Annotated in this window: 27 protein-coding genes and 1 pseudogene; 8 read left to right on the forward strand and 20 right to left on the reverse strand. The window is 45.0% G+C overall.

Going from position 1 to position 21,964, the window contains the following annotated elements; translation table 11 throughout:
- Positions 1 to 28: 28 nt before the first annotated feature.
- From EO131_RS16920 to EO131_RS17235, 5 genes and pseudogenes are all read right to left on the reverse strand, one after another.
- Positions 29 to 475 carry a MauE/DoxX family redox-associated membrane protein gene (locus EO131_RS16920; RefSeq protein ID WP_127025079.1) on the reverse strand — a complete coding sequence of 149 codons (447 nt, stop codon included), beginning with the start codon at positions 473 to 475 and terminating at the stop codon, positions 29 to 31.
- A 96-nt stretch (positions 476 to 571) separates the two neighbouring features.
- Positions 572 to 769 (reverse strand): annotated as a pseudogene (locus tag EO131_RS16925) (helix-turn-helix transcriptional regulator); the annotation flags it as partial.
- A gap of 15 nt (positions 770 to 784) precedes the next feature.
- Positions 785 to 1,498 carry a hypothetical protein gene (locus tag EO131_RS16930; protein ID WP_127025085.1) on the reverse strand — a complete coding sequence of 238 codons (714 nt, stop codon included), beginning with the start codon at positions 1,496 to 1,498 and terminating at the stop codon, positions 785 to 787.
- A gap of 18 nt (positions 1,499 to 1,516) precedes the next feature.
- Positions 1,517 to 1,810 carry a DUF7793 family protein gene (locus EO131_RS16935; RefSeq protein WP_164731722.1) on the reverse strand — a complete coding sequence of 98 codons (294 nt, stop codon included), beginning with the start codon at positions 1,808 to 1,810 and terminating at the stop codon, positions 1,517 to 1,519.
- Positions 1,770 to 1,934, reverse strand: a complete 165-nt coding sequence (locus EO131_RS17235; protein WP_164731723.1) for a hypothetical protein — start codon at positions 1,932 to 1,934, stop codon at positions 1,770 to 1,772. Before EO131_RS17235 ends, EO131_RS16935 begins: the two co-directional genes overlap by 41 nt.
- Positions 1,935 to 2,133: 199 nt before the next feature.
- Here EO131_RS17235 and EO131_RS16940 point away from each other — a divergent pair, with 199 nt between their 5' ends.
- The 5 genes from EO131_RS16940 (at position 2,134) to EO131_RS16960 (ending at position 7,152) form a co-directional block, all read left to right on the forward strand.
- Positions 2,134 to 4,539 carry an aminotransferase class I/II-fold pyridoxal phosphate-dependent enzyme gene (locus EO131_RS16940; RefSeq protein WP_127025090.1) on the forward strand — a complete coding sequence of 802 codons (2,406 nt, stop codon included), beginning with the start codon at positions 2,134 to 2,136 and terminating at the stop codon, positions 4,537 to 4,539.
- A gap of 12 nt (positions 4,540 to 4,551) precedes the next feature.
- Positions 4,552 to 5,391, forward strand: coding sequence for an RteC domain-containing protein (locus EO131_RS16945; protein ID WP_127025093.1), 840 nt, complete (start codon positions 4,552 to 4,554; stop codon positions 5,389 to 5,391).
- 281 nt (positions 5,392 to 5,672) lie between these two features.
- The gene (locus tag EO131_RS16950; protein WP_127025096.1) at positions 5,673 to 5,951 is read left to right on the forward strand and encodes a helix-turn-helix domain-containing protein; all 279 of its coding nucleotides are present in this window, start codon (positions 5,673 to 5,675) and stop codon (positions 5,949 to 5,951) included.
- 2 nt (positions 5,952 to 5,953) lie between these two features.
- Complete coding sequence (locus tag EO131_RS16955) at positions 5,954 to 6,493, forward strand: hypothetical protein (RefSeq protein WP_127025099.1); 540 nt, start codon at positions 5,954 to 5,956, stop codon at positions 6,491 to 6,493.
- Positions 6,490 to 7,152, forward strand: a complete 663-nt coding sequence (locus EO131_RS16960) for an ATPase (protein WP_127025102.1) — start codon at positions 6,490 to 6,492, stop codon at positions 7,150 to 7,152. Before EO131_RS16955 ends, EO131_RS16960 begins: the two co-directional genes overlap by 4 nt.
- Before the next feature lie 59 nt (positions 7,153 to 7,211).
- Here EO131_RS16960 and EO131_RS16965 read toward each other — a convergent pair whose 3' ends face one another.
- The 4 genes from EO131_RS16965 to EO131_RS16980 form a co-directional block, all read right to left on the reverse strand.
- On the reverse strand, positions 7,212 to 7,505 hold the full coding sequence (locus EO131_RS16965) for a cupin domain-containing protein (protein ID WP_127025105.1): 294 nt from the start codon (positions 7,503 to 7,505) through the stop codon (positions 7,212 to 7,214).
- A gap of 1 nt (position 7,506) precedes the next feature.
- Positions 7,507 to 8,418 carry a tryptophan 2,3-dioxygenase family protein gene (locus EO131_RS16970; RefSeq protein ID WP_127025108.1) on the reverse strand — a complete coding sequence of 304 codons (912 nt, stop codon included), beginning with the start codon at positions 8,416 to 8,418 and terminating at the stop codon, positions 7,507 to 7,509.
- A 78-nt stretch (positions 8,419 to 8,496) separates the two neighbouring features.
- The gene (locus tag EO131_RS16975) at positions 8,497 to 8,790 is read right to left on the reverse strand and encodes a hypothetical protein (RefSeq protein WP_127025111.1); all 294 of its coding nucleotides are present in this window, start codon (positions 8,788 to 8,790) and stop codon (positions 8,497 to 8,499) included.
- A complete protein-coding gene (locus tag EO131_RS16980) occupies positions 8,780 to 9,181 on the reverse strand; it encodes a group III truncated hemoglobin (protein ID WP_127025114.1) in 402 nt (133 codons plus the stop codon). Before EO131_RS16980 ends, EO131_RS16975 begins: the two co-directional genes overlap by 11 nt.
- Before the next feature lie 135 nt (positions 9,182 to 9,316).
- On the opposite strand from EO131_RS16980, the gene EO131_RS16985 reads away from it, so the two are divergent.
- The 3 genes from EO131_RS16985 (at position 9,317) to queD (ending at position 13,080) form a co-directional block, all read left to right on the forward strand.
- A complete protein-coding gene (locus tag EO131_RS16985) occupies positions 9,317 to 9,895 on the forward strand; it encodes a 5-formyltetrahydrofolate cyclo-ligase (protein ID WP_127025117.1) in 579 nt (192 codons plus the stop codon).
- A gap of 475 nt (positions 9,896 to 10,370) precedes the next feature.
- Positions 10,371 to 12,737, forward strand: coding sequence for a nitric-oxide reductase large subunit (locus tag EO131_RS16990; RefSeq protein ID WP_206512910.1), 2,367 nt, complete (start codon positions 10,371 to 10,373; stop codon positions 12,735 to 12,737).
- The gene (gene queD / locus EO131_RS16995) at positions 12,724 to 13,080 is read left to right on the forward strand and encodes a 6-carboxytetrahydropterin synthase QueD (RefSeq protein ID WP_127025120.1); all 357 of its coding nucleotides are present in this window, start codon (positions 12,724 to 12,726) and stop codon (positions 13,078 to 13,080) included. Before EO131_RS16990 ends, queD begins: the two co-directional genes overlap by 14 nt.
- A gap of 43 nt (positions 13,081 to 13,123) precedes the next feature.
- On the opposite strand, the gene EO131_RS17000 is transcribed toward queD, so the two are convergent.
- From EO131_RS17000 to EO131_RS17055, 11 genes are all read right to left on the reverse strand, one after another.
- The gene (locus EO131_RS17000) at positions 13,124 to 13,576 is read right to left on the reverse strand and encodes an RrF2 family transcriptional regulator (RefSeq protein ID WP_127025123.1); all 453 of its coding nucleotides are present in this window, start codon (positions 13,574 to 13,576) and stop codon (positions 13,124 to 13,126) included.
- Positions 13,577 to 13,926: 350 nt separating this feature from the next.
- The gene (gene nrdD, locus EO131_RS17010; protein ID WP_127025128.1) at positions 13,927 to 15,795 is read right to left on the reverse strand and encodes an anaerobic ribonucleoside-triphosphate reductase; all 1,869 of its coding nucleotides are present in this window, start codon (positions 15,793 to 15,795) and stop codon (positions 13,927 to 13,929) included.
- Between the two features lie 8 nt (positions 15,796 to 15,803).
- Positions 15,804 to 16,253, reverse strand: coding sequence for an anaerobic ribonucleoside-triphosphate reductase activating protein (gene nrdG, locus EO131_RS17015; RefSeq protein WP_127025131.1), 450 nt, complete (start codon positions 16,251 to 16,253; stop codon positions 15,804 to 15,806).
- Positions 16,254 to 16,508: 255 nt separating this feature from the next.
- Complete coding sequence (locus tag EO131_RS17020; protein ID WP_235932924.1) at positions 16,509 to 16,856, reverse strand: hypothetical protein; 348 nt, start codon at positions 16,854 to 16,856, stop codon at positions 16,509 to 16,511.
- Positions 16,813 to 17,274 carry a hemerythrin domain-containing protein gene (locus EO131_RS17025; protein ID WP_127025134.1) on the reverse strand — a complete coding sequence of 154 codons (462 nt, stop codon included), beginning with the start codon at positions 17,272 to 17,274 and terminating at the stop codon, positions 16,813 to 16,815. The genes EO131_RS17020 and EO131_RS17025 overlap by 44 nt, the downstream gene beginning before the upstream one ends.
- Positions 17,275 to 17,281: 7 nt before the next feature.
- Positions 17,282 to 18,010 carry an iron-sulfur cluster repair di-iron protein gene (gene ric, locus EO131_RS17030; RefSeq protein WP_127025137.1) on the reverse strand — a complete coding sequence of 243 codons (729 nt, stop codon included), beginning with the start codon at positions 18,008 to 18,010 and terminating at the stop codon, positions 17,282 to 17,284.
- 65 nt (positions 18,011 to 18,075) lie between these two features.
- Entirely contained in the window at positions 18,076 to 18,510 is a 435-nt protein-coding gene (locus EO131_RS17035) for an RrF2 family transcriptional regulator (RefSeq protein ID WP_127025219.1), read from the reverse strand.
- Between the two features lie 139 nt (positions 18,511 to 18,649).
- Positions 18,650 to 19,870: a hypothetical protein gene (locus EO131_RS17040; RefSeq protein WP_241243888.1), complete on the reverse strand. Its 1,221-nt coding sequence runs from the start codon at positions 19,868 to 19,870 to the stop codon at positions 18,650 to 18,652.
- A gap of 16 nt (positions 19,871 to 19,886) precedes the next feature.
- Positions 19,887 to 20,669 (reverse strand): ABC transporter permease, encoded by a 783-nt coding sequence (locus tag EO131_RS17045; RefSeq protein ID WP_127025140.1) that lies wholly within the window; start codon positions 20,667 to 20,669, stop codon positions 19,887 to 19,889.
- On the reverse strand, positions 20,647 to 21,375 hold the full coding sequence (locus EO131_RS17050; RefSeq protein WP_127019040.1) for an ABC transporter ATP-binding protein: 729 nt from the start codon (positions 21,373 to 21,375) through the stop codon (positions 20,647 to 20,649). Before EO131_RS17050 ends, EO131_RS17045 begins: the two co-directional genes overlap by 23 nt.
- The coding region (locus EO131_RS17055) for a NosD domain-containing protein (RefSeq protein ID WP_206512903.1) at positions 21,372 to 21,964 on the reverse strand (593 nt) is incomplete at its 5' end. The genes EO131_RS17055 and EO131_RS17050, both read right to left, overlap by 4 nt.

A 21,964-nucleotide genomic window follows, 5' to 3' on the forward strand; every position in this document is an offset into this window, starting at 1 on the left:
AGGATTTTGATGTAACTGTTGTTCCCTATCATGATGGCACTGCTTTTGGAGGGAGTTTGGGGATGGAGAGAAGAATGGCCACGGTCAGAAGAACGATAAAGAAGGCGTTGAAGATGATATGTTCGGTCCATCCCAGGTTTTCCAGTACACCTCCACAGGAACAGGGGATATAATCACTGAAATGGAGCACTAGGATGATATAGGTGGTGAACATGCTCATCAGGCCCAGGGCAGCATAAAGCGCCTTGAGCCGAAAAGCATCGATGAACAATAGGAATGCAATGGTATACTCCATTATAAGGACCAACCAAGCCACCCAGTCGGCATAGGCCGTTAAAATGGGAGATTGGCCCAATTGTATTTTGAATTGTTGGAAATCCCATAGTTTGCTTGTTGCGGCATAAAGGAACAATAGGGAACAGAGTATACTGACCATATAGGGAAACCATTGCCGTATTTTATATGAACCTTTCATATCCTTTGGATTGCTATGACAAAGTTCGTGGGTCTGATTTATTTCAAAAGGATTTTTACTTATCTGAAACGGATTAAATAAATGGTTGTGAGGTGATTAGGTTCTCAATTCACTGGGAGGAAGCCCGTATTTCTCCTTGAATGCCCGTGAGAAATGGGTGATGCTCTTGAACCCTGTCATTTGGGCAATGTGCTTTAGGGAGAGCCTACTGTGTTGGATCAGGGTCTTGGCCTTGCGTAGGCGTTCCTGTATCAGGAACCTAAATACCGTGGTGCCGTACAATTGTTTGAAACCATACTTTAGTTTGTATTAGTTGGTACCCATTTGAAGGGCAAGTTCCTTTAGTTTGGGCAGATCCTTTTCCAGATTGTTGATGATCATGTCATGGACATCCCGAATGATCTGGATATCCCCTTGGCTCATAGGGACCTTATGATCTTTGGTTCCCTTGGTGACCATAAGGGTATTTTTCATCATCCCTTTACCGAAAGGTTCCCCTTTGGTAAAGAAAACGGTATCCAAGAGAATTTTCTGTCCGGTACCGTCCAAAGTCTGGAATACGGAGACATTGCAACTTTTGGAAAGCAGGAGTCCTTCTGATGTCTTGAACTCCAGTTGCAGGACGGTTTCAGCACGGCTCTTTCTCAAAAGTTTGGGTACTTTTTTGTCCCATTTTTTTTGGGACATATCCGACATGAGCTTGGTAACAGGTTTGCCGATAATGTCCTTGGGAAGGCACGACAATAGGGAACACGTGCTGTTGGAGACCATTACAATGCTGCCGTTTGAGGCCATGAGGAGGGACAATTGGATGATACACTGCGGCGTGTGATGGGCGTTGGCAAAGCCTTGGTGGACAAACGAGGCCCGTATCTCCTCATTGACCATATTGAGCATGACGATCAATGAGGAGATATTGTCGTTTTCTTCGCTGGGTTCCAGACTATAGAAAAAATTCCCACGGGCCATTTCCAAGAGCATCCCATGGATCCGTTTTATCCTGAAGTCGTCGCTGTTTGGCATGGGCTTCCCTTTATTCGATTAGAAATCTGCAAAATCACCGATCCATAACAGGGCCACAAGGATCATGGCTGTCTCCAAGAAAGCCAAGGCCTTGGTTCTGTCCGTAAAGGACCGGGTGGGCATCTTTGAAGGATGGGTGCCCAGATAGAAAGAGCTGATGACGTCCGTGACCGGAGGGTCGATCAAAAAAGCAAGTGCCTTTATCCATAGGGACCCTTCGAGGGCAAAATAGTCCCTGGCGGGTTTGTCGACTTTTCGTACTTCACGGATGTCACAGAGCACGGACATTTCCTTGCCATTCTGGAGCATCATACGGTCTCGGACAAATGACCTGTGCGGCCTTTAGGTCTATGGTATGGCCTTTCTTGTAAACGATATGTAGGAGGTCATCGCTCAATAGATAAGCCGCATAGGCATTTTCATGTGTTTTTTTCATGATTGGAAAACTGGTAATGGGATTGAATTTACAAAAATATTGGTATTGGATTTTCGATTATGTTTTTACGTTTACCAATAAAAGGCATTTTAGTTATCTGAAACGGATTATTATTTATCCAAAACGGATTAATAGATATTACAATTTTATTTAATCCTACAAAAGCCATTACTTTTTAGGACAATTAAATCGAAAGAAAATGGCAAAGATCAAACACCACAACTTTTTGAACACCGTACATGAGGTATTCACCGATGCCAAGGAAGCGGGAGTGCTGCACTTATATGCCGGTGGTGAGACTCTCTCCGGCAGGACCATTGAGATCGGGGGCGGGGAACTGTTTCATTTTGGGACCACGGGCTATCTGGGTCTGGAACAGGACACCAGATTGAAACGGGCCGCCATACAGGCCATTGACAAGTATGGTACCCAATTTCCCCTGTCCAAGTCCTATATCTCCCATCCCTTGTACGACGAACTGGAACAATCCATAAGGGAAATGTACGGGACTCCCATTGTCATCACCAAGAACAGTACCTTGGGACATCTTGGGGTCATTCCCAGCGCTGTGGACGATGACGATGTGATCATCTTAGATCACCAAGTACATTGGAGCGTTCAGAATGCGGCCAAGATGTTGAGGTCGCGAAGTGTCCCCATTGAGATGATACGGCACAACCATTTGGAAATGCTGGAGGATAAGATCAAGAAGTACAGGGGTGTCAAAAAACATATCTGGTATATGGCGGATGGCATCTACTCCATGTACGGGGACTATGCACCGGTCAAGGAATTGATGGCCCTTTCGGATATCTATCCACAACTCCATTTTTATTTTGATGATGTGCACGGGATGAGTTGGGTGGGAAAGAACGGAACGGGGTATGTATTGGACCAATTGGATAAATTGCCGGAAAATGTATTGTTGTTCGGGACCTTGAGCAAGACCTTTGGGGCCAGTGGTGCTGTATTGGCCTGTTCAAACCCTGGGTTATATGACAAGATCAAGACCTTTGGTGGGCCATTGACCTTCTCGGCCCAATTGGAGCCCGCATCGGTGGCTGCCGCGATTGCCTCGGCCCAAATCCATCTATCCCCGGAGATATATGGGCTTCAATCGGATTTGAGACAACGGATCGACTATTTCAACGACTGCTTGAGGGATACGGAACTTCCACTGATCGACCAAAACGCATCCCCTGTATTCTATATCGGGACAGGAATGCCCAAGACCGGATACAATTTTGTGAACCGGTTGATGCGGGAAGGCTTTTATGTCAATCTGGGTATCTTCCCGGCTGTTCCTGTCAAGAACACAGGGGTGCGCATTACGATATCCAGACATAATGAAATGGAGGAGATCAAGGCATTGGTGGAGGCCATGGACCATCATTTTCCCAAAGCCTTGGAGGATACCCAGACCCATGCCCAACGGGTATTCCAGGCCTTTAAACTGGAGTCCAGGGTAAAATTGGAACAAGAACCAAAGAACGGGTTGGGGGTGGAAGTACAGGAATCCATTGGTCAATTGGATCGGGAAGAGTGGAACCACTATTTGGGCGGTCATGGCGTGTTTGATTGGGAAGGATTGCAATTTCTGGAGACCGTATTTCGGGGAAATGAAAAAAAGGAGCATAATTGGACCTTTCGTTATGTATGTATCAGGGACCAGAACGGTACGCCAATTTTGATGACCTTTTTGACCTATGCCCTGTGGAAGGACGACATGTTGGCCAATGCCCAAGTTTCCGCTTCCTTGGAAAAGGAACGTCAGACCGACCCCTATCACCTGTCCAGTATGGTACTTGCAATGGGGTCGCTGTTCACGGAAGGGGAACACCTGTACTGGGATGGTGCCCATCAACGGTCCCAACAAGCCTTGGACACTTTTTTGGCACTATTGGAACGACAGGAATCGGAGTTGGGGGCCAAAATGACCGTTCTTAGGGATTTTCTGGAAAATACCCCTTGGCACAATGCGCTGTACGGCCATGGTTTTCTACGGGTCAGGATGCCCAATTCCTGCACTGCGAAGGTTAGCGGAGTGACTGACATCGAAACCTATGTACAGCGATTGTCCGCTAGGAACCGGCGGCATTTTCGAAAAGAGATACAGCCTTTTCTTGACCAGGCCCATTGCCAAGTGGAGGCAAAGCTCCCAGCCGAACAATTGGAACAGGCCAAAAAATTGTTCGGGGAGGTCCAATCAAGGAATTTGGGGCTCAATACGTTTTCATTTCCCGATACCCTGTTTGAACTGATGAACGAAAACCCACGATGGGAGTTTATCACATTGCGTCCCATAGGGGAACCGACCGGGATGTTGGGGGTAATGTTCTGTTATACCAATGGGGAACAGGTCTATGTTCCTGCATTTGTAGGGATGGACTATGCCTTATTGGAAGAATATGCCACCTATAGGCAATTGCTCTACCGGACCATTGAACGGACCATTACATTGGGTATCCCCAAAATTGATTTCGGGATGACGGCGGCCTTTGAAAAACGTAAACTTGGGGCCACCGTATATGGGAAATATGCCTATCTCCAGACGGGAGACAATTTTATTTTGGAATTGCTTGGGGTCATGGAAGGCCAATACTGATGACCCATCGCCATGAATTACCAAAAGCTGCTATCGGAATTTGAGGGTCAATTGGATGCCTTGGAAAGCGGGAACGGTGATGTGCTGTTCAAAGCGGAGAAGGGAATTGTTCTGGTGGAGAAGAGTATTCGGAAACTTCAAAAACAGATTACGGGAAAGACCTTTACCACCCAAGAGGATGAGATCTATTTCTTTAAGCATGTCAAGCCCCAGATCTTTAGCAAGCTGATCTATTATGTCAAACTGTTCAGTATTGAGAGCAAACGACCAAGGGGGAAGAATGCGGCCCAAATCAAATACCTCCAACATCAAATCGATAAGTTCCAGACGTTCTTCAATGATAATTTGGAATTTTACAATTATTACCGGCGGGGGGCCATGTCCCTTGACGAACAATATTTTGTGCGTGGCAACCGCGATTTGAGATTGCCCTTGGAATCCTACCACTTTTTGATCGATGACCGATTCTCCACCTGTCAGGATGGTACAGTGGCCACCATTATGGCCTATGACATGTTGATCGTCTACCTGAGAAAGGAGGTGGATGATCTGAACAATTCCCTGGAACCCCAAAAGAACACACCTATGGAAAAACCTTCTAAATTATTCTGGACCGGTAGCAAGACCGACCTCATTGAACTTCTATATGCATTGCATGCGAGCAATGCCATCAACAGCGGTACTGTGGATATCAAAGAGTTGGCTTTGCATTTTGAGCATTTTTACAATGTGGACTTGGGGAACTATTACCATACCTTCATCGAGATACGGTCGAGAAAGACCAGTAAGACCCGTTTTTTGGACAAGCTGATCGAGATGCTCAACCAACGGATGGATTCCTTGGATGAGTGAGTTTTGATTTTCCCCAAGTTGGTACCAAGGTGGGAATATTGGTTTTGGAGCCGTTTGGGTCGTTATTTTTCTTTTTTCCTTTGTTAAGGATTGGCTTCATTTAGTCAAAAGGAAACAATTGGGTTCAAAATATTGGGCCAAAAAATCGTTCCCAAGATGGGACCCAACTCTGGAAGTTTTCTGAAATTCCTTTTTGAGTTTTGTGGACGAAAGTCAAATCAGGATGGGGCCACCAAATTGGTTGAAAACAATGCGGTGGCCCTTTTTTAAAAACTAGAAGTATGGCGGCGACCATTATCACCACGGAGGACCTCATGGAATTCAAAGTTGAATTGCTGGAGGACATCAAAGCACTATTACAGGACCGGAATGGCCACCAAGGCAAAAAGTGGCTCAAATCCAATGAGGTCCGGGAACTGTTGGGGATATCCCCGGGAACATTGCAGAACCTGAGGATCAACGGGACCTTGCCCTTTACCAAAATAGGTGGGGTACTGTACTACGAGTATCATGAGATCATGGAGGTTTTGGAAAGGAACAAGGTCCATAACCGTATCTAGATGTGGGGGAAGTCAACTATATCAAGCATTTGAACGGGGTCTTTGGGCAGTTTTCCAAGGACGGTCGTTTGAACCCGACCCATATCAGCCTCTATGTGGCCCTTTTCCAGCTATGGAACAATAATTTTTTCAGGGATGCCTTCTATATCAATAGGGAAGAGGTCATGGATTTTTCCAAAATAGGGTCCAAGTCCACCTATCACCGTTGTATCAAGGAGCTTAGCCATTGGAAATATATCGATTATGAACCCTCGCACAACCCGTTCAAAGGCAGCCGTATCAAGATGTTCGATTTTGGGACAAGCAGTGGACAAGTACTGTACCCAAGCCGTACCGATATCGGGACAAGTAGTGGACAAGTACTGGTACCTATAAACAAACATATACAAACCAAGGAAAACAATGAAAACCATAGTAAACAAGGAGATTTTGAAAATTTAAGTTTTAAGGTTTTTGAAAACCAAGGTAAACTGAGGGGCACTGTTCCATATGGGGACAACCTCCGTACAAGTCAGGACAAGGACTATAATGAGCCACTTTGAAGTACCATGCACCACATATCATCACAGAAGGGGATATCCCCTATGAATTGGGGAGCCTCAAGGGTCGGGAGATCCATTATAATTTTGATAAGATGTTGATCTATCTTGAGGTAAAGGGCAAGCTATTGTTCGGAAAACGGTTCAAGATCTACCATGCGGACCGGGAAATCATCTATAAACTGTGTCTCTACTTTATTCGGGACCGGATCCGTTGTGATCAGTTGGGCATTGATGTGGACAAAGGTTTGTTGCTTTCGGGTCCCGTTGGCTGTGGCAAGACCAGTCTGATGAAGCTGTTGAAGTTTATGGTGCCCCATCATAGACCGTACGCTGTGATTCCCTGTCGAAACATCGTTTTTGCGTACAACCATGTGGGGCATAAGGTCATCGGTGACTATGGAGACTCCCAGTTCTATTGTTTCGATGACCTGGGAGTGGAGCCCAATGGGTTCCATTTTGGTAAGGAGTGCAATGTCATGGGGGAGATATTGCTTTCCCGTTATGAACTGTTTATCGATCAAAAACGCAGGACCCACGCCACTACCAATCTGAATGCTGCAGAATTGGAGGGTCGTTATGGGAACCGTGTAAGGTCCCGGATGCGGGAGCTGTTCAATCTGTTGGCTTTTGATAAAGGGAGTTTGGACAAACGAAAATGAACGGAAAGGGTTTCTTGGCTTGTATTTTGTCCCATGATGTCCGGATCCCAAGGCTAAGGTCAGATAAAATGAATCTCAGCATCCAGGGACATTACCTTGACTGCCTTGAACGGTGTAAGTATGGTAAGGGTATGTTCTTTATTTGCAGGAATTATAAATACACTGCCCACGCCAAGGGTATGTTCGCCATCAGCCATTCTTAATAGTGCTTCCCCTTCTTTGACCACCAACAATGCTTCCCCTGTGTTGTGGTGGTACGGTATGACCATTCCGGGAATTCCTTTCAGTTGTATTGCCTTATAGGTTTCACCTTCGATCAAAGTATGTAGTTGGGGCATGTTGGTTGTTGCCATATCAAATATTCTCAGTTGCTCCCCATTGCTTTTTCTCCATATCGGTCCATAGCGTTGGGAAGAATTTTCGTTGTTGGTATCTGGGATGTAAATATTTTTTCCATTGGGATCCCCCGGTTGCGGCTTTTTTACAATCAGGACCTTCCAAATAATGTTCGGCCGTCCTTAAATGGACCAGGGGCCATTGCACATTGTAGAGGTGATCGAACTCTTTTAGGCGGTCAATCAGAAGGGTTGTCGGTTCGGGCAAATCATTGATCTTGTCCTGAAGTGTGCGACCCTTGACCTTTTTGGCCAAGGCAGTAAAACTTTCAAGGTACCGCTGCTCAAACCTTCTCAAGGTCAAGGTCTTTTTACCGGTGGTGCGGTCAAATCCGGCATCCCTCCAGTAAATATGCTCAAAATAATCCTCCATGGATGGATTTTGGGGAAGTCGTTCCCTGCCTTCATCATTGATGAGATTTTCCAGAGGGGTGCACAAGATCTCGATATATCGGAACTGGGCACTCTGAAAACCACTGGCGGGGGTCAGGGTCTTCCGGAATTCTTGGTATTCCCCATGGTCCATTCCATCTTTCATGATATCAAAGGAACCGATCAAGAGGTTGGTGTAGCGAATGCACCGGTTGATTTTTGGGAGCACGAAAGCGGCATCGATTTCATTTTGGTCAACCAGCTGCTCCAATTCGTGCCGCATCATTTTCAGAAGGAGCTCGGTGACCTGGTGGTACATGATGAAGATGGTTTCATCCTTGAAGTGGGTGCGGGGCTTTTGTAGGGACAAAAGGGTATCCACTTCGATATAGTCCCAATAGGTGAGGGGTGAGGCATGGAGGAGACCTTCCAGATAGGTTTCAGGATTTTCACCAAGTTCTTGGTATTTGTTGATGATCTGTGCTAGTGTTTGGGTCATGGTATCGTTGTTATGTTGTTAGCTGTTGTTTATGGAAAATATTGGTGTCCGATCTCAATGGTACCGGAATATTTGTTCTTAAAAGGTTATTTCTTCCATATCGATATGGTATTTTTTCTGATTCAACGTGTGATATAGATGATTGATGATATCAGCTTCTGAGAATGTGGTTTTGTATTCGAATCTGATCAGTGGGCTATTGGCATAGCACAAATTGTGCTCCTTTGTACGATTTGGTCTATAGGGAATTTGAAAATGTTGGGACAATCGCTCGACAAAATCCGCTTTGATGTCGAGGTTGACCAATTCCTGTATGGAATATAAGGATCGATCGTCCCTTTTGACAAAGATATCCGAGAGCTTAACCTTCATGGTCCCCATGGGTTGTGTTGGCTTTCACATAGGCAATCTTCAGTTGGAACATCTCCGCCATTTTTTCGGCACGAAACTTGGCCTCGGCCGCCTTTTCACCAATGAAATTGTCATCAACGGTCTGTATAAAGAGTAGTTTCCAACGGTCAAAATGTTCCCCTTGGACCGGTAGCCTGGCATGGGGGGCGAAAGGACTGCCATAATACGTGTGCTCCCCCAATAGGACCGTTTGCCAAAAACGGTACATTTTTTCCAGATGCGCCGGCCAATTATCCTGGATCACTCCATTGAAAATATCCGCCAGTAGGTCATCTTCCCGGACCTTTCCATAAAAAAGGTCCACCAATTGCTTGATGTCATCCAGGGTTGTAATTTCTTTATTTTGCGTCATTATGTGAATGAAAATATGAATGTGACCCGTACCAATGCTTCCTTTTGGAAACTTTAATGGGACAGCACTTTATAGGGTATAAAGATACGGGGAATTGAAAAATAACGGATAATTTTGTCCGAAATATTTAATGCGATGGGAAATACGGTCAAATCACTAAAAAAAGAAATCAGGGAGCAGATGTTGGAAAGACGGAATCGGATGTCCCATAGGGAAAAAACCCTTTATGACCATGCGGTCTGTGAAGTACTTTGGGGTCTAGTGGAGCAAAAGGAAATCCAGTCCGTGCATACCTATCTCCCCATGGGCTCCGAGGTCGATATCGTGCCGTTCATAGCGCAATGTCTAGAACATCAGTTAACCGTTGTAGTCCCCCAAACCTTGCCCGATAGACAGTTCAATAATTTGGTGCTTTCATCACTTCAGGGGTTGGAACGGGGCGTATTCGGGACCTCATATCCTTCCGGTAATAGGGTGTACAAGGGCCATTATGATCTTATCATCGTTCCAGGGCTGGCTTGTGATGACAATCGGTCCAGGCTTGGGTATGGAGGTGGGTACTATGACACTTTTTTGGCGGATCTGACCACGTCCTTTAAACTTGGGCTGTTTTATCCTTTTCAGAAAATAGATCAGTTGCCCACTGAGTCCCATGATATCCAATTGGATAAGGTGTTGTGTGACATAAACCTTGATATTGAAAGCAGCATATGAATTGTAAGTACGGATATAGGCAGCTCGTTTGTTTTGGCACGATGTAAGAAGAACGTCATTCATTTGAAATTGGATTTGAACAATATCCCTTGGAATTGATATTGTTAAATTTATCGTAAAATAGATTGAGGAATCATTACCAATGGATTCCGAGGGAATGGATGCAATAAAAGCCTAAAGAAGCGGTATGCATTTGTTTATGGCCAACGATGTTATTTTATGATGCATAGCTAAACCGGAAAGTGTTTCAAAAGCTATCAATATATCTTTAGCCAAGTGCTTTGACTGTTAACAGAGATATTTGGAACATGCTGTATATATTAATAAAATATAAAAAGGTCATTTAATATTAAATTAATTACATTTGCTTTGTTTTGATGACATGAATTCAGGTCTTGAACCATTCTTATGAAAGGGGAAAGAAGAAAATCATGATCAAATAAATGACCAACAAAGAACTTTAAGTGTGTAAAAAATGAGGGACAAGGAAGCGGTTTCAGGCAAAAATGGTTTCAAAAAGAATATTGATTATTGGATGAATACCAAAAATTGGTGGGCCCCATTGTTGTTCATATTGATCATAAGTCTGGCAGGAGTTGGCATGATTGGGTATCAAACCTACAATGATGCACCGCCTATGACGGGATTCCGGACCCTGGATGGTACCGTATTGATCAATAAGGCCAACATAGAGGAAGGTCAAATCGTCTTTCATAAGTATGCCCTTATGGAATATGGCGCTTTCTTTGGGGATGGGGCACAAAGAGGCCCTGATTTTACCGCAGAGGCCCTTCATCAAATAACCATGTACGTCAATGAATACCGCCAAAAGCAATTTAAGGCTGAAAACGGTCGCCCTGCCAATCCCAACGAACAAAAAGTGATTGCCGAACAGGTGAAACAAGAGCTCAAGAAAAACGGTTATGACAGTACCGAGGGTATTGTGGTATTGAACGATGGGTACGTGTATGCCCTGGAAAAGGTCAGGAAATACTATCTAAATGTTTTCTTGGATACTTCCAGTGAAAACAATTTTCCTTTGAAGAATTATATAACCGATAAAACGGAGATCCTAAATCTTTCCAACTTCTTCTTTTGGGGAGCATGGGTCTGTGTCACCGAAAGGCCGGGAGAGAACTTTAGCTACACACATAATTGGCCCTATGATGTAGAGGCGGGCAATACCCCGACATCTCCAGTGGTTCTCTGGAGTGTACTGGGGTTGTTGGCCTTTGTGCTCCTTTGTGGTATTGTGCTCTATTTCATAGGACAGTACAATCAGTTGTCGAACAAATTTTTCAAACCATCTTCCAAAGAATTACTGACGGCAGGAAGTGTCAGGGATTTTGTGCCCACAAAAACCCAACGAGCGTCCTATAAATTTTTCTTTGTGGCCATTGTTTTGTTTTTTGTACAGGTATCAAGTGGTTTTGTGACCATCAATGAATTTGTGGATTATCTTGGCTTCTTTGGTGTTGATATCTCTGAATCTTTCCCCATTACAGTTTCCAGAAGTTGGCATTTGATGCTCTCTTTATATTGGATATCGACCTGTTGGATAGCCTCTTCCATTTTCATCCTACCGATTTTGGCCAAAAAGGAAGTGAAATTTCAACTTCAACTGATCAACTTACTTTTTATGCTGTTGGTTGTCCTGGTTGCAGGCTCCCTGACGGGCATGGTCCTGGGCCCAATGGGACTTTTGGGGGATTGGTGGCATGCTTTGGGGCATCAAGGTTGGGAGTTTGTTGATTTTGGACAGGCTTTTCAGGTTTTGCTCATGCTTATCTTTGTACTCTGGGGAATTATTGTCTTTAGGGGCATCAGACCGGCTTTTGTACGGGGTATGCCCTGGAACCTTCCCAATTGGATCATGTATTCCATCATCGGTATTCCCCTATTGTTTATTTCTGGTTTTGTGGCTCGGCCGGAAACCAATTTTGTTATTGCAGACTTTTGGCGATGGATGGTGGTGCACATGTGGGTAGAGGCATTTTTTGAAGTGTTCATTACCGTTATCGTAAGCTACCTTATGGTGTTGATGGGGCTTGTGAGCAGAAATGCCGCCATAAGGGTCATCTATTTTGCCACTATCCTATTTTTGGGCACTGGCCTTTTGGGGATTTCGCACAATTTCTATTGGAATGCCAAACCGGTGGCGACGATGGCCTTGGGCAGTATATTTTCCACATTGCAATTTGTACCCCTTATTTTATTGACCGTGGAAGCATGGCGATTCAAGAATATGCCCCGAATTGCCCTTGAAGGTATCAAGCCAAGTGAATTGGGTGATTTTGGGTTTTCGGAAGTGTTTCTGTTTTTGATTGCCGTGAACTTTTGGAACTTCTTCGGCGCAGGTGTATTGGGAATTATCATCAATTTGCCCATAATGAACTATTATGAGCATGGTACCTATCTAACCGTAAACCATGCCCATGCAGCCTTAATGGGAGTATATGGGAACATTTCGCTCGCAGCCATGTTATTTGCCACAAAACTGCTGTTTAAAGCAAAAAAATGGAACAAAAAACTGGTGAAGATCTCATTTTGGTCCATTAATTTGGGGTTGATGCTCATGGTACTTTTGGACCTACTTCCGGCAGGTACTCTCCAATTTAAGGCAGTGGTTGAAAATGGGCTTTGGTTTGCCCGTTCCGATGCGTTCGTTGGTGGTGGGGTGTTTCAATCCCTGACCTGGTTGCGAGGTATTGGTGCCTGTATATTTCTTTTTGGAGGGGTTGTTCCCCTACTATTGTTCATCGTATCAAGAGCGAGTTGCTTAAAACGTGCCGGGCACACAGATAGGAGTTTGATTAAAATAGCAAGACATGATACTATTTAAACATTTCAAGTTTGATTCGGCCCATTTTTTACCGAATGTCCCGGATGGACATAAATGTAGGGGGCTTCATGGCCATACCTACCAATTGACCTTGTATTTTGAAGGACAATTGGATGAAGAATTTGGATGGGTCATGGATTTCACCGACATAAGAAGAGCGGTCGACCCAATTATTGAGTGTATGGACCATAAGTTGTTAAATGATATAGAGGGACTTGAAAACCCCACATGCGAGTGTATTGCAATTTGGTTGTGGAACAAAATCAAGATCAAAGTTCCACAGCTCAGCAGCATCAAATTGTATGAAACACCAACATCGGGGGTTGTTTATGAAGGAGCATAGATGCTGGGAAAAAGCCGTGTTCTGAATTCCTCGTTTATATCGATCATTTTGACAAATCGATCCCTTTTAGGGAAATGATCATCCCGTTCTGTTCCATCTCTGTGACAAGTTTAGCAATGGTCTTGTCCTTGAAATTACAGAGGATTTCTTCCTTGAATGGCGATACAATATGGTGAACGGGACATGGGTTTTCATTGTTGCATTTGGAAAGCCCCAAAAAACAATCATCAAATTTATAGTCCCCATCTATGCAAGAAACGACTTGCCAGAGTGTATTTTCCATATTTCCTTCGTCCATAAAAAAGCCTCCTCCCGGCCCCTTGCTTGAGGAAACCAATTTATTCGTAGTCAGTTTGCGGAGCATTTGTGCCAAAAAAGGCTGTGGCACTTCAAGTTCCTCAGCTATATTTTTTGCTCCGAGTTTATGGTTCACATCACTATGGATGGCTAAATACACTACGGCGCGGATAGCATACTTACAAGCATTGGTCAGCATAAGGCAATCCTGTTTTATAGGTGTAAAGATAATAAAAAGATGATTTTATCTTTATTTGTGATGTTTATCAGTTTTCCCAAAAGAACATCATCTACCGGTGAAATAGCCGAGTCTATTCCAAAGGGCGCGACATTCCAGGGAAAATCCATTGTAAATGCAATTCCCATTACAGGTATATGGAAGGAGCATACCGTCATGACTTGAATATATGTAGGGAGCTTGTTGGCTTTGTAGGATAAAATGTATGTATGAATTGATGGTTCGAATAGGGCGGACATGTCAGATGGGACACTTTGCCAAAAGAAGGTGCCGGAGCGCTGTGAAAAGGGGGAACATTGCACCACAAAGGTCTATCTGATTTTTATCGTTCCTTGGTTTAAGTTTGTCAATTGTTTTTCCAAAAGGATTCTTGTCCTTTTATCCATCAACCTTTGTCCGTCATCCTGTTGCAGATGGTAATGGCGCAATCCATGTTCCTTTTGTCTGCCCGAACTGAAATTGGAAACCCGTTTGAGGTACCCGATGACCCGGGTGGCATGGTCCACATTGTGTGAATGGCATGAACTGCACTCCCATAGGGTCCGTTTGTCGATATGGGCGCAATCATTGCATATGGTGATACGGATGTTGAAACAAAAGTAATTGCACCCGGCCCTGGCCGTGGCATGGATCAGTTTTTTGAACCCTTCTTGGTTGGGGGTTTCCTCCAAATTGAGATGGAGGGCCGATCCCCCATCCAAATATTGGATGGTATCCTTTCCGTGCAACATGATCTTGTCCAAGGTGTTGGTCCGGTCATCCTCCACCACATAGAAATAGGAGTTGTAACAGTCCCTGGGCACAAAAAATCCGTCTTCCCGGTCCCACTTGGCGTTTTTGACCCCTAGGTTTTCGGCAGGGACGAACTCCGTATTGAACAGGTAACCAAAGGTTTCGCGGGCCTTTCTGTTTTCTTGGTATATGGCCTTGAGATAATGATTGACAAAATCCTTGTACATTTCATTGTTGCCCACTTGTATCCCCTGGCTTTCCGCAGCCTCCACCATGCCGTTGATGCCCACGGTCAGGAATTGTTTGTCCAGTGATATCAACCCGGCATTATAGACCGGTAACATCCCTGCTTTTTCATAATCATCGATAAGCATTCTAAAAGCTACCTGGTACTTGTGGACCTTTTGGACCGCTTCCACAATATCGGATCCTTGTTGCACCAGGCGGTTCATGTTCAGCGTAATCACATTGATGGAACCTGTGGCAACGCCACCAGCTCCAAGGGAATAACTAAAAGTATTGTCACTGATCTCATTGCGCAATCTGCAACAGGAGGCCAGACTGTCCGCATTTTCGGACTGGTAGATAAAAAAGGAGTTGCCCTTGCTCAGTTCCCGGGCACATAGGTCGGTAAATTCCAAGTCAACAGGGGTTCCATCCTTCGTCAACATGGCGGCCGTCACCACGGGGAAGGTCAGGATGGCCTTGGTACGCTCTTGGTTGAACCAGTCCATGAAAAAGGCTTGGAGCTTTTTGACACGATCCCATTGGGGCCTGCCCATATCAGGAAAGACAAAATCAGCGAACATGTTATCAAAGTAGGGTTTGTCGTATATGGAAATGTTCCAGAAAACCGATTGGTAGCCCCTGGCCGCAGCAGGTTGGTTGATGGCATAGACCACATGCTGTAAATGATTGGCAATGATATGGGTGTGGGTCCTGAGGTAATCTGGACCATAATCTTTGGCCGCAAAGTGGTCGAAATACATCAAAAACTCCACAGTCGCCAGGGCACCGGCAAACTGGGAACTTACCGCAAAGACCAAATTGACGAATTCCCCGCAAAAGCTTTCCAAGTGCTTTGGGGCCTGACTTTCCCCACCCAATTTGGTCAGTCCGTCCAAGAGGAAGGGATACATGCTGATAGAGGCACAATAGGGCTTGAGCGAAGTCTCATCGTGGACATAGATTTCATGGGACTCGATTTGCCGTGCATATTCCAGGGCAAGTGCTTCCCCGAACAAGGAAGCGATCTTACGCTGGACGAGGGCCCGGTTCACCTGAATATTGATGTCCTTGTTGAGTTCTGCTTCCATGGTAGCGATGTTCTTGGAGGTGACATTGGCATTGGCGTCGACCTTCGAACCATCCGCGGCATTGTCGGAATTGAGGTAATGGTCGATGAATGCCATCTTTTTGGAAATCTGATCATGGGTCAGTCGTATCATATTAAAATTTATTTAGGATTGAACAAATGGTTGAGCATGGTGTTGGTACTGACTTCCTTGAACATTTGGTTGGTAGTCTTGCGGTCCAGCCCCCCTAGGTACCGGTTCCACTTGCCTGTCTTGATATAGGTCAGATGTTCGAGGATTTCAGGTGGTACGTGATCGGCACCCGTGTAAAGGCATGTCCTGTATCCCTGTTGCCGGGCATGTTTCAAACGTTCCACCAAGGTTCTTGAATGCCATTCACCACCCATAAAGAGCACACAACTTGCAAGACCGGTATATTGGTCCAATCGTTTTTGGAAATATTCGGATGTCAGCCTGGTGCCGCTTCCTTCCTTCCATAAAAAAGGGGAGTGGCATCCCTCACAGTGCAAGGGGCAACCCGAGATGGAAAAGCAAAGACTGATCTCACCAGGTACTTCTTGGAGGACGACCTGAAAATCATAAAAGAACATAAACAGGGTGTTTGGTTTTGATCCTCCATAAAATTAAACTAAGGGGATTTTGAATAGGGGAAGGAGGCCAAAAGTTATAAAACGACTTATTAACAATAAAATGACCTTTTTATCATATATTGATGTTAGAAAGTTGGGCGACAATGAAATTAGGGGATAAGACATTCAACATACTGTGAGGAGAAAGGCCTTACACTATCCGAACGTCAATAAGAAACTTCGAATATACCTAAGTTGGGTTACCTATCTGGAAGATTAAATGATGTGGAACAAAACGACCAAGGTATTGAAGACGACGCTCATAATCAAAAGATTGAATGTCGTCAAGGGTCTTAATTGGGCCAGTACTGCACCGTTGAACGCCATGCAGAGGATGGTTACAAAGAACAGTAAAGTCATTTGTATGGCCGTGTCCAGTGTCCCCATCAATAATACCATGGCAGCCGCGGAACCTAAACAGCTTTGGCCAATGATCGCAATGGTGGCATAGCCCATCTGGCCCTTTTTGAACTCAGTGAACCATTGATGATGGATTCTAGTGAAGACATTTGTGTGTTGTTCAGTTCCAGAAGGGGTCATCGGTATTGTCTTTGAATTTTTCATGGGCATGGTGTTTTTCCAAAAGGTCCAATTGGGAAGTGGTGGCCACTTGTTGGATATGGTTGAACAATTGGCGTTCCTCAAATCGGATATGCTGTTCCAGCGTTTCCTCGATCTGTACTAACGTTTTGATATCTAGCAAGGCTGTAGTGAACAACCGCGTCAATCTTCTATGGTCCGTTAAGGCTTTTTTGATCCACGGGTGGTCATTTCCGATAATGGGAAAGATGTAAAGCTCTTCCATTGCAAAATGCGGGACCAGATAGGTTTTGTAAAACCAATCCGAGTATGTTTTGATCCGTTCCGGGGCCACTTTTTTGGATAGTCCCATCCGGATTTTCCAACACAGGAGCAGGCCGTGATGGTGATCACGGCTTACCTGCTGAAGGGCCTTGTGTCTTTTGATGGGAGCGTGGTCCAAGGCAATTTTAGTTTTGGGACAATTTGTTTTCCAGGGCTTCCGCTTTTGGAAAGAGAATGTTGTTCTCCAAATGGATATGGCGGTGTAGGTCCCCCTCAAACTCCTGAAGCAGGGAGTAGGTGACCCTATAGGTGTTACAAGCGTCATCGGGTGGGGTGTAATCACTGCTCAATTTGGCGATTTTACGAAAACGTTCCCCTTCGTTATCGTGTTCTTCCTTCATCATTTGGATGGGATTTTTGACGGTGCCGAAATGGGGCCGGTCCAATCCTTCCCCTTGGTTTGGCCCCTGTACCATTTTGCGGATGTGGGGGAACAGAACCAACTCCTCCTTTTTCATGTGCATGGCCAGTTCCCCGGCCGAGGCGGTAAAGTGTTCGAAGATGCCATATAGCTCGGGATGATTGCTCCCGTGGACTTGGCAGAGTTTGTTGAGGTATTGCTTTAGGATGGGGATACGTTCCTCCACATAGCGGTGGTGTTTCTTTTCGATATAATCGATCAATAGGTCCAACGGCCATGTATTGAAATCGGGCAGGTCGCTTTGACTTTCTTTCCGGGCTTCCCCCAATTCCTGCAACAGAACTTCGAAATCCAGGTTTTTGTGTGCTGCAACCTCTTGCAAGGTCCGGTTGCCCTTACAGCAAAAATCAATCTTATGGTTCTTGAATACTTGGGCAGTTCGGTAGTCCTCGGCCACCATTTGGCCCACTGTTTTTTCCATCGTAGGGTTCATAATAACGGATTTACTGATACATTTATTAATCGGACAAAAATGTCCTTTATTTAATCAAATTTTTTTTAGCGCTTCAAATAGGTCAATCCCACTTCGAGTCCGGTTGCCAGTTCATATAGACTGGTGCTCTCCAACATATGCCTCAGGTCGGTCCGGATATCCACAAACTTATCGTGCAGGGGACAGGGTTTATCCGCATCGCACTCCTTGAGCCCAAGTCCGCAACCCACGTATATTTGGTCCCCGTCAATGGCCTTGACGATCAAGTTCAATTTCACGGTTTCCATATCGGTACGTTCAATTTCAAAACCTCCTGTGGGCCCTTTTACGGAATGGATGACATTGTTTCTGGACAGCTGTTGCAAAATCTTGGCGGTGAAGGCAATGGGAGAGTCGATTTCCTCGGCAATCTCATTGACACTGACACGTCTGCCTTCCAAGGATTGCAGGGCAATATAGACCGCTGCCCGAATTCCATATTCACAAGCTTTTGAAAACATCATGGGAAACTATTTCAGTACAAAGATACGTTTTAAACTAATTCGGACAAATTTATCCTTTATTATTTTTTTGATCCGTGGAACGATGTTTGCCAAATATATTGGTTAATGGTTGTGGTTTGATGCATCGCTTAAATAATTAGGGGGACAACCGATTCTTTAGAAGCATCCAAAACAAAGATATAGGTATCAAAATACTGCTCACGGCCAACGTTTCGATATAGCCGTCCAATAGGTGCCATTGCAACCATCCAGCCATACCTTTATAAAAGATCAGGATTTCCATGGTCAGGAACCCTAAAAAGTACCATTGAAACGGTCTTCTTGAAACCTGGAACAGCTTGAAATAATCCATCAAGAAGAAGAGTCCTATACTGATCACGCCCAAAAAGGTCAAATGCAGGTATCCAATGATCAGGTCAATATGACGAATGGCCATTTGTGCAAAATAGGGGAGTGTGGTCAGGAGTTGCAACAGCAGTTTTATGCAAAACAGGACCACAACCCATTTGAGGAGGATCTCCTGCCACTTGGTGAGGAGCAGTCTGGCAGTCTCCCCTTTGAACTGTGTCCACAAAACCACAAAGGCACCCAATTGGGCCAAGGTCCCAATACCTGCAAGGACATGCACCGTTGGGGATGGATCCGTCCAAAGTGTGGAGAGGAAAAAAGTAAGTACGATTCCAATGTTCATGCTCCAAAAAAAGCGGGAGAACCTTTTTTTGGGGAATACCATGCCCTTTTGTTCCAAGGTAAAAAGAACCAATCCGATCAAGGCCAAGACCATCCACCCGTTGTACTGAAAATGGAGGTAAAAGTATATGGCGATGCGATACCAAATGGATTGGGAACCCAGGGCGGTCATGATCATGCCAAGGGCCCAAGGCCCCAAACTGGAGATGACCATATACCAAAGGGCCGCCCTCATACACTGCAGTGCCCTACTATCCTTATGTTTGGGGTCGATATTTTTTAGGAAATGATGGAAAAAGATATAGGACATGATCAAAAACAACGTGGAAAAAATGATCGAGAACAAGGCATAGCCTTGGAACGGAAAGGTCAGCAGCATACCCATCAATGTTCCCTGTGTTGCCCAAAAAATCCAGTTGTATCTCTTATGGGCCGTTGTATCATTTTTCACAAAACAATAATGAAGGATGGTGGTCAGTGCAACATACACCCATCCCAAAAGGGCAATGTGCGAGTGGGCATGGACCATAAACCGGTAATCAAAGGTGAAGGAGGACAAGGGATAAAAGCGCAACAGCACACCGAGGATGGCGGCAATGGCAAAATAGAGCATGGCCACCAGGGCATGTCGTTGGTATTTCCTTTTGCTCGCTTGGATGTTGTTCAAATGGTCCACACCTTTCCTAAAAATCCTTTCGTTTGGCCTTGTATCCCAGCACCAATAACGGTAAGCCGGTCCAGCAAACAAGGATTGCCATGGAAACCAAAAACCCAATGTCGGTCCCGAAAAACTTTTTAAAGATGGCCCCGGTATACCCCAAAAGGGCAGAGATGTCCAATTTAAGCAGTATGAGTATCCGTGAGAGGTCAATGGGGTTGAGCATGGTGGCCACCAAGGAAAATGTATCCAAGGGATATTCCTCAAAAACAATGAGTGACATTAAAAAGAGCCCGTCATAGACCACGGCCAAAAAAAGCCATAAGAGAACGGCGTACCCAAAACCCTTGATCTTGTTTTCGTTGGATATGGCAATGACGAATGACAGACCCACAAAGATGAAGGTCAGAAAGGACCCTGTAACCAGCAGGAGTGAGAAGTCAAAAATGGCATCGCTCCGCAAAAGCCCATAGAGGAGAAAAGGGATGCCGAGTCCAAGAACCAGACTCATGGTCAGGGAACCCGCCACACCCAAATACTGGCCCATAAAAATGGAGGTGCGATTGATGGGCTGTGCCAAGAGCAGTTCGGTAAACTCCCGGGAATTGTAATAGTACATCACCCCGAAAATGGTCCCTATCAATGGAATAAGGACGATGATCACGTTCATTAGGGTGATCACGGCCTTGGAGACATCGTTGTTCAGGAACAACAATACAAACCCCAGAATCAAGTAAAATAAAAAATAGACATAGCTCCAGCGGCTACGGATAAGGTCGTAAAAACTATATTTCAGTATTTTCAGCATGGTTTTCAGAAGTGGTTAGGGTTGCAATGGCATGTTCAAAACTGGTCTGCCCAGTCTGTTTCTTAAGTTCGGGGATGGTTCCCTTAAAGTAAATGTCACCTTCCAACAGGTATACGATCTGGTCGGCCATTTCTTCTACAAATTGCATGATATGGGAGGTGATGAGGATGGTCTTTCCATTGGACTTTTCCTTCAAGATCAACTCCTTCAAACGAATCAGGGCCATGGGGTCCAGCCCCGTGGTAGGTTCATCGAGAATGAGCAAGGGGCTGTCGAACATAAAGGTCAGTACAATGTTCACCTTTTGTTTGGTGCCCCCGGAGAGGGTGGACAGTTTTTTATCCAGAAAGGGTCCAAGGCCAAATAGGTCTATCAATTCCTTTTCAGCACTGGGACTGTTCCGCAGGTCCTTGATCATATGGATAAGCTCCTTCACTTTGATGTTCGGTGGAAAGTTGGCAATCTGTGGGAGATAATCGATCTGCTTGCGGTACTTCCATTGTTTTTTGATAGGCTTGTCCAGCACAGTTATGTGACCCTTATCAGGAAGCACCATGCCCAGGATACTCTTGATCAAGGTGGTCTTTCCCGAACCGTTAGGGCCCAAAATGGCATAGATCTGGCCCTTGTCTATGGTCAGGTCGACACCTTTCAATACCTGGTTCTTGCCAAACTGTTTGTGCAGGTCTTTTATCGTTATGGTCATGATCGTATTTTCATTAAAGGTTGGGCATCTTTTAAATTGTCCGGGGTGAACACCGGGGAGACCCTTTCGGAGAAATCAATGATATCCATGAAAAGACTCCGCAACAGGACAATGGTCTCCGGAGTGCGGTTCACTACATACGAAAAGAGCTTGACCGGACGGTAGGGCACATCCCCGATACCATCCTTGTCCAGATCATATCCGGTATAGCCACTCCAAAAGTTGCCCTCGAACACATTGTCGTTCAATTTGCTGTTATAAGAAATATCGAAGGAGTTGTACAAGAAATTATTGCCCCTGAAACTATTGGTATAGCAGGCCCCTATCACCCTAATGGCCCAACCATTGCCTATAAAATCGTTGTTGGTATACCGGATTCGGTTAGATCCCTCAATATTGATACCGATGGTGTTTTCCTCAAAGGTATTTCCAATGATCTCTGCATCATTGATTTCCTTCAACAACATGCCGTAAGCGGCAGTTCCCCAATTCTTGCGGAAGGTATTGTTCTTCATGGTGATGAACTTGGAGAACATGACCGCAACACCGGCACCATTGTTTTCAAAAGTGTTTTGGGTATAGATATCGT

The sequence above is a fragment of the Flagellimonas beolgyonensis genome (genome assembly GCF_003992615.1).
GTDB classification, from domain to species: Bacteria; Bacteroidota; Bacteroidia; order Flavobacteriales; family Flavobacteriaceae; genus Flagellimonas; species Flagellimonas beolgyonensis.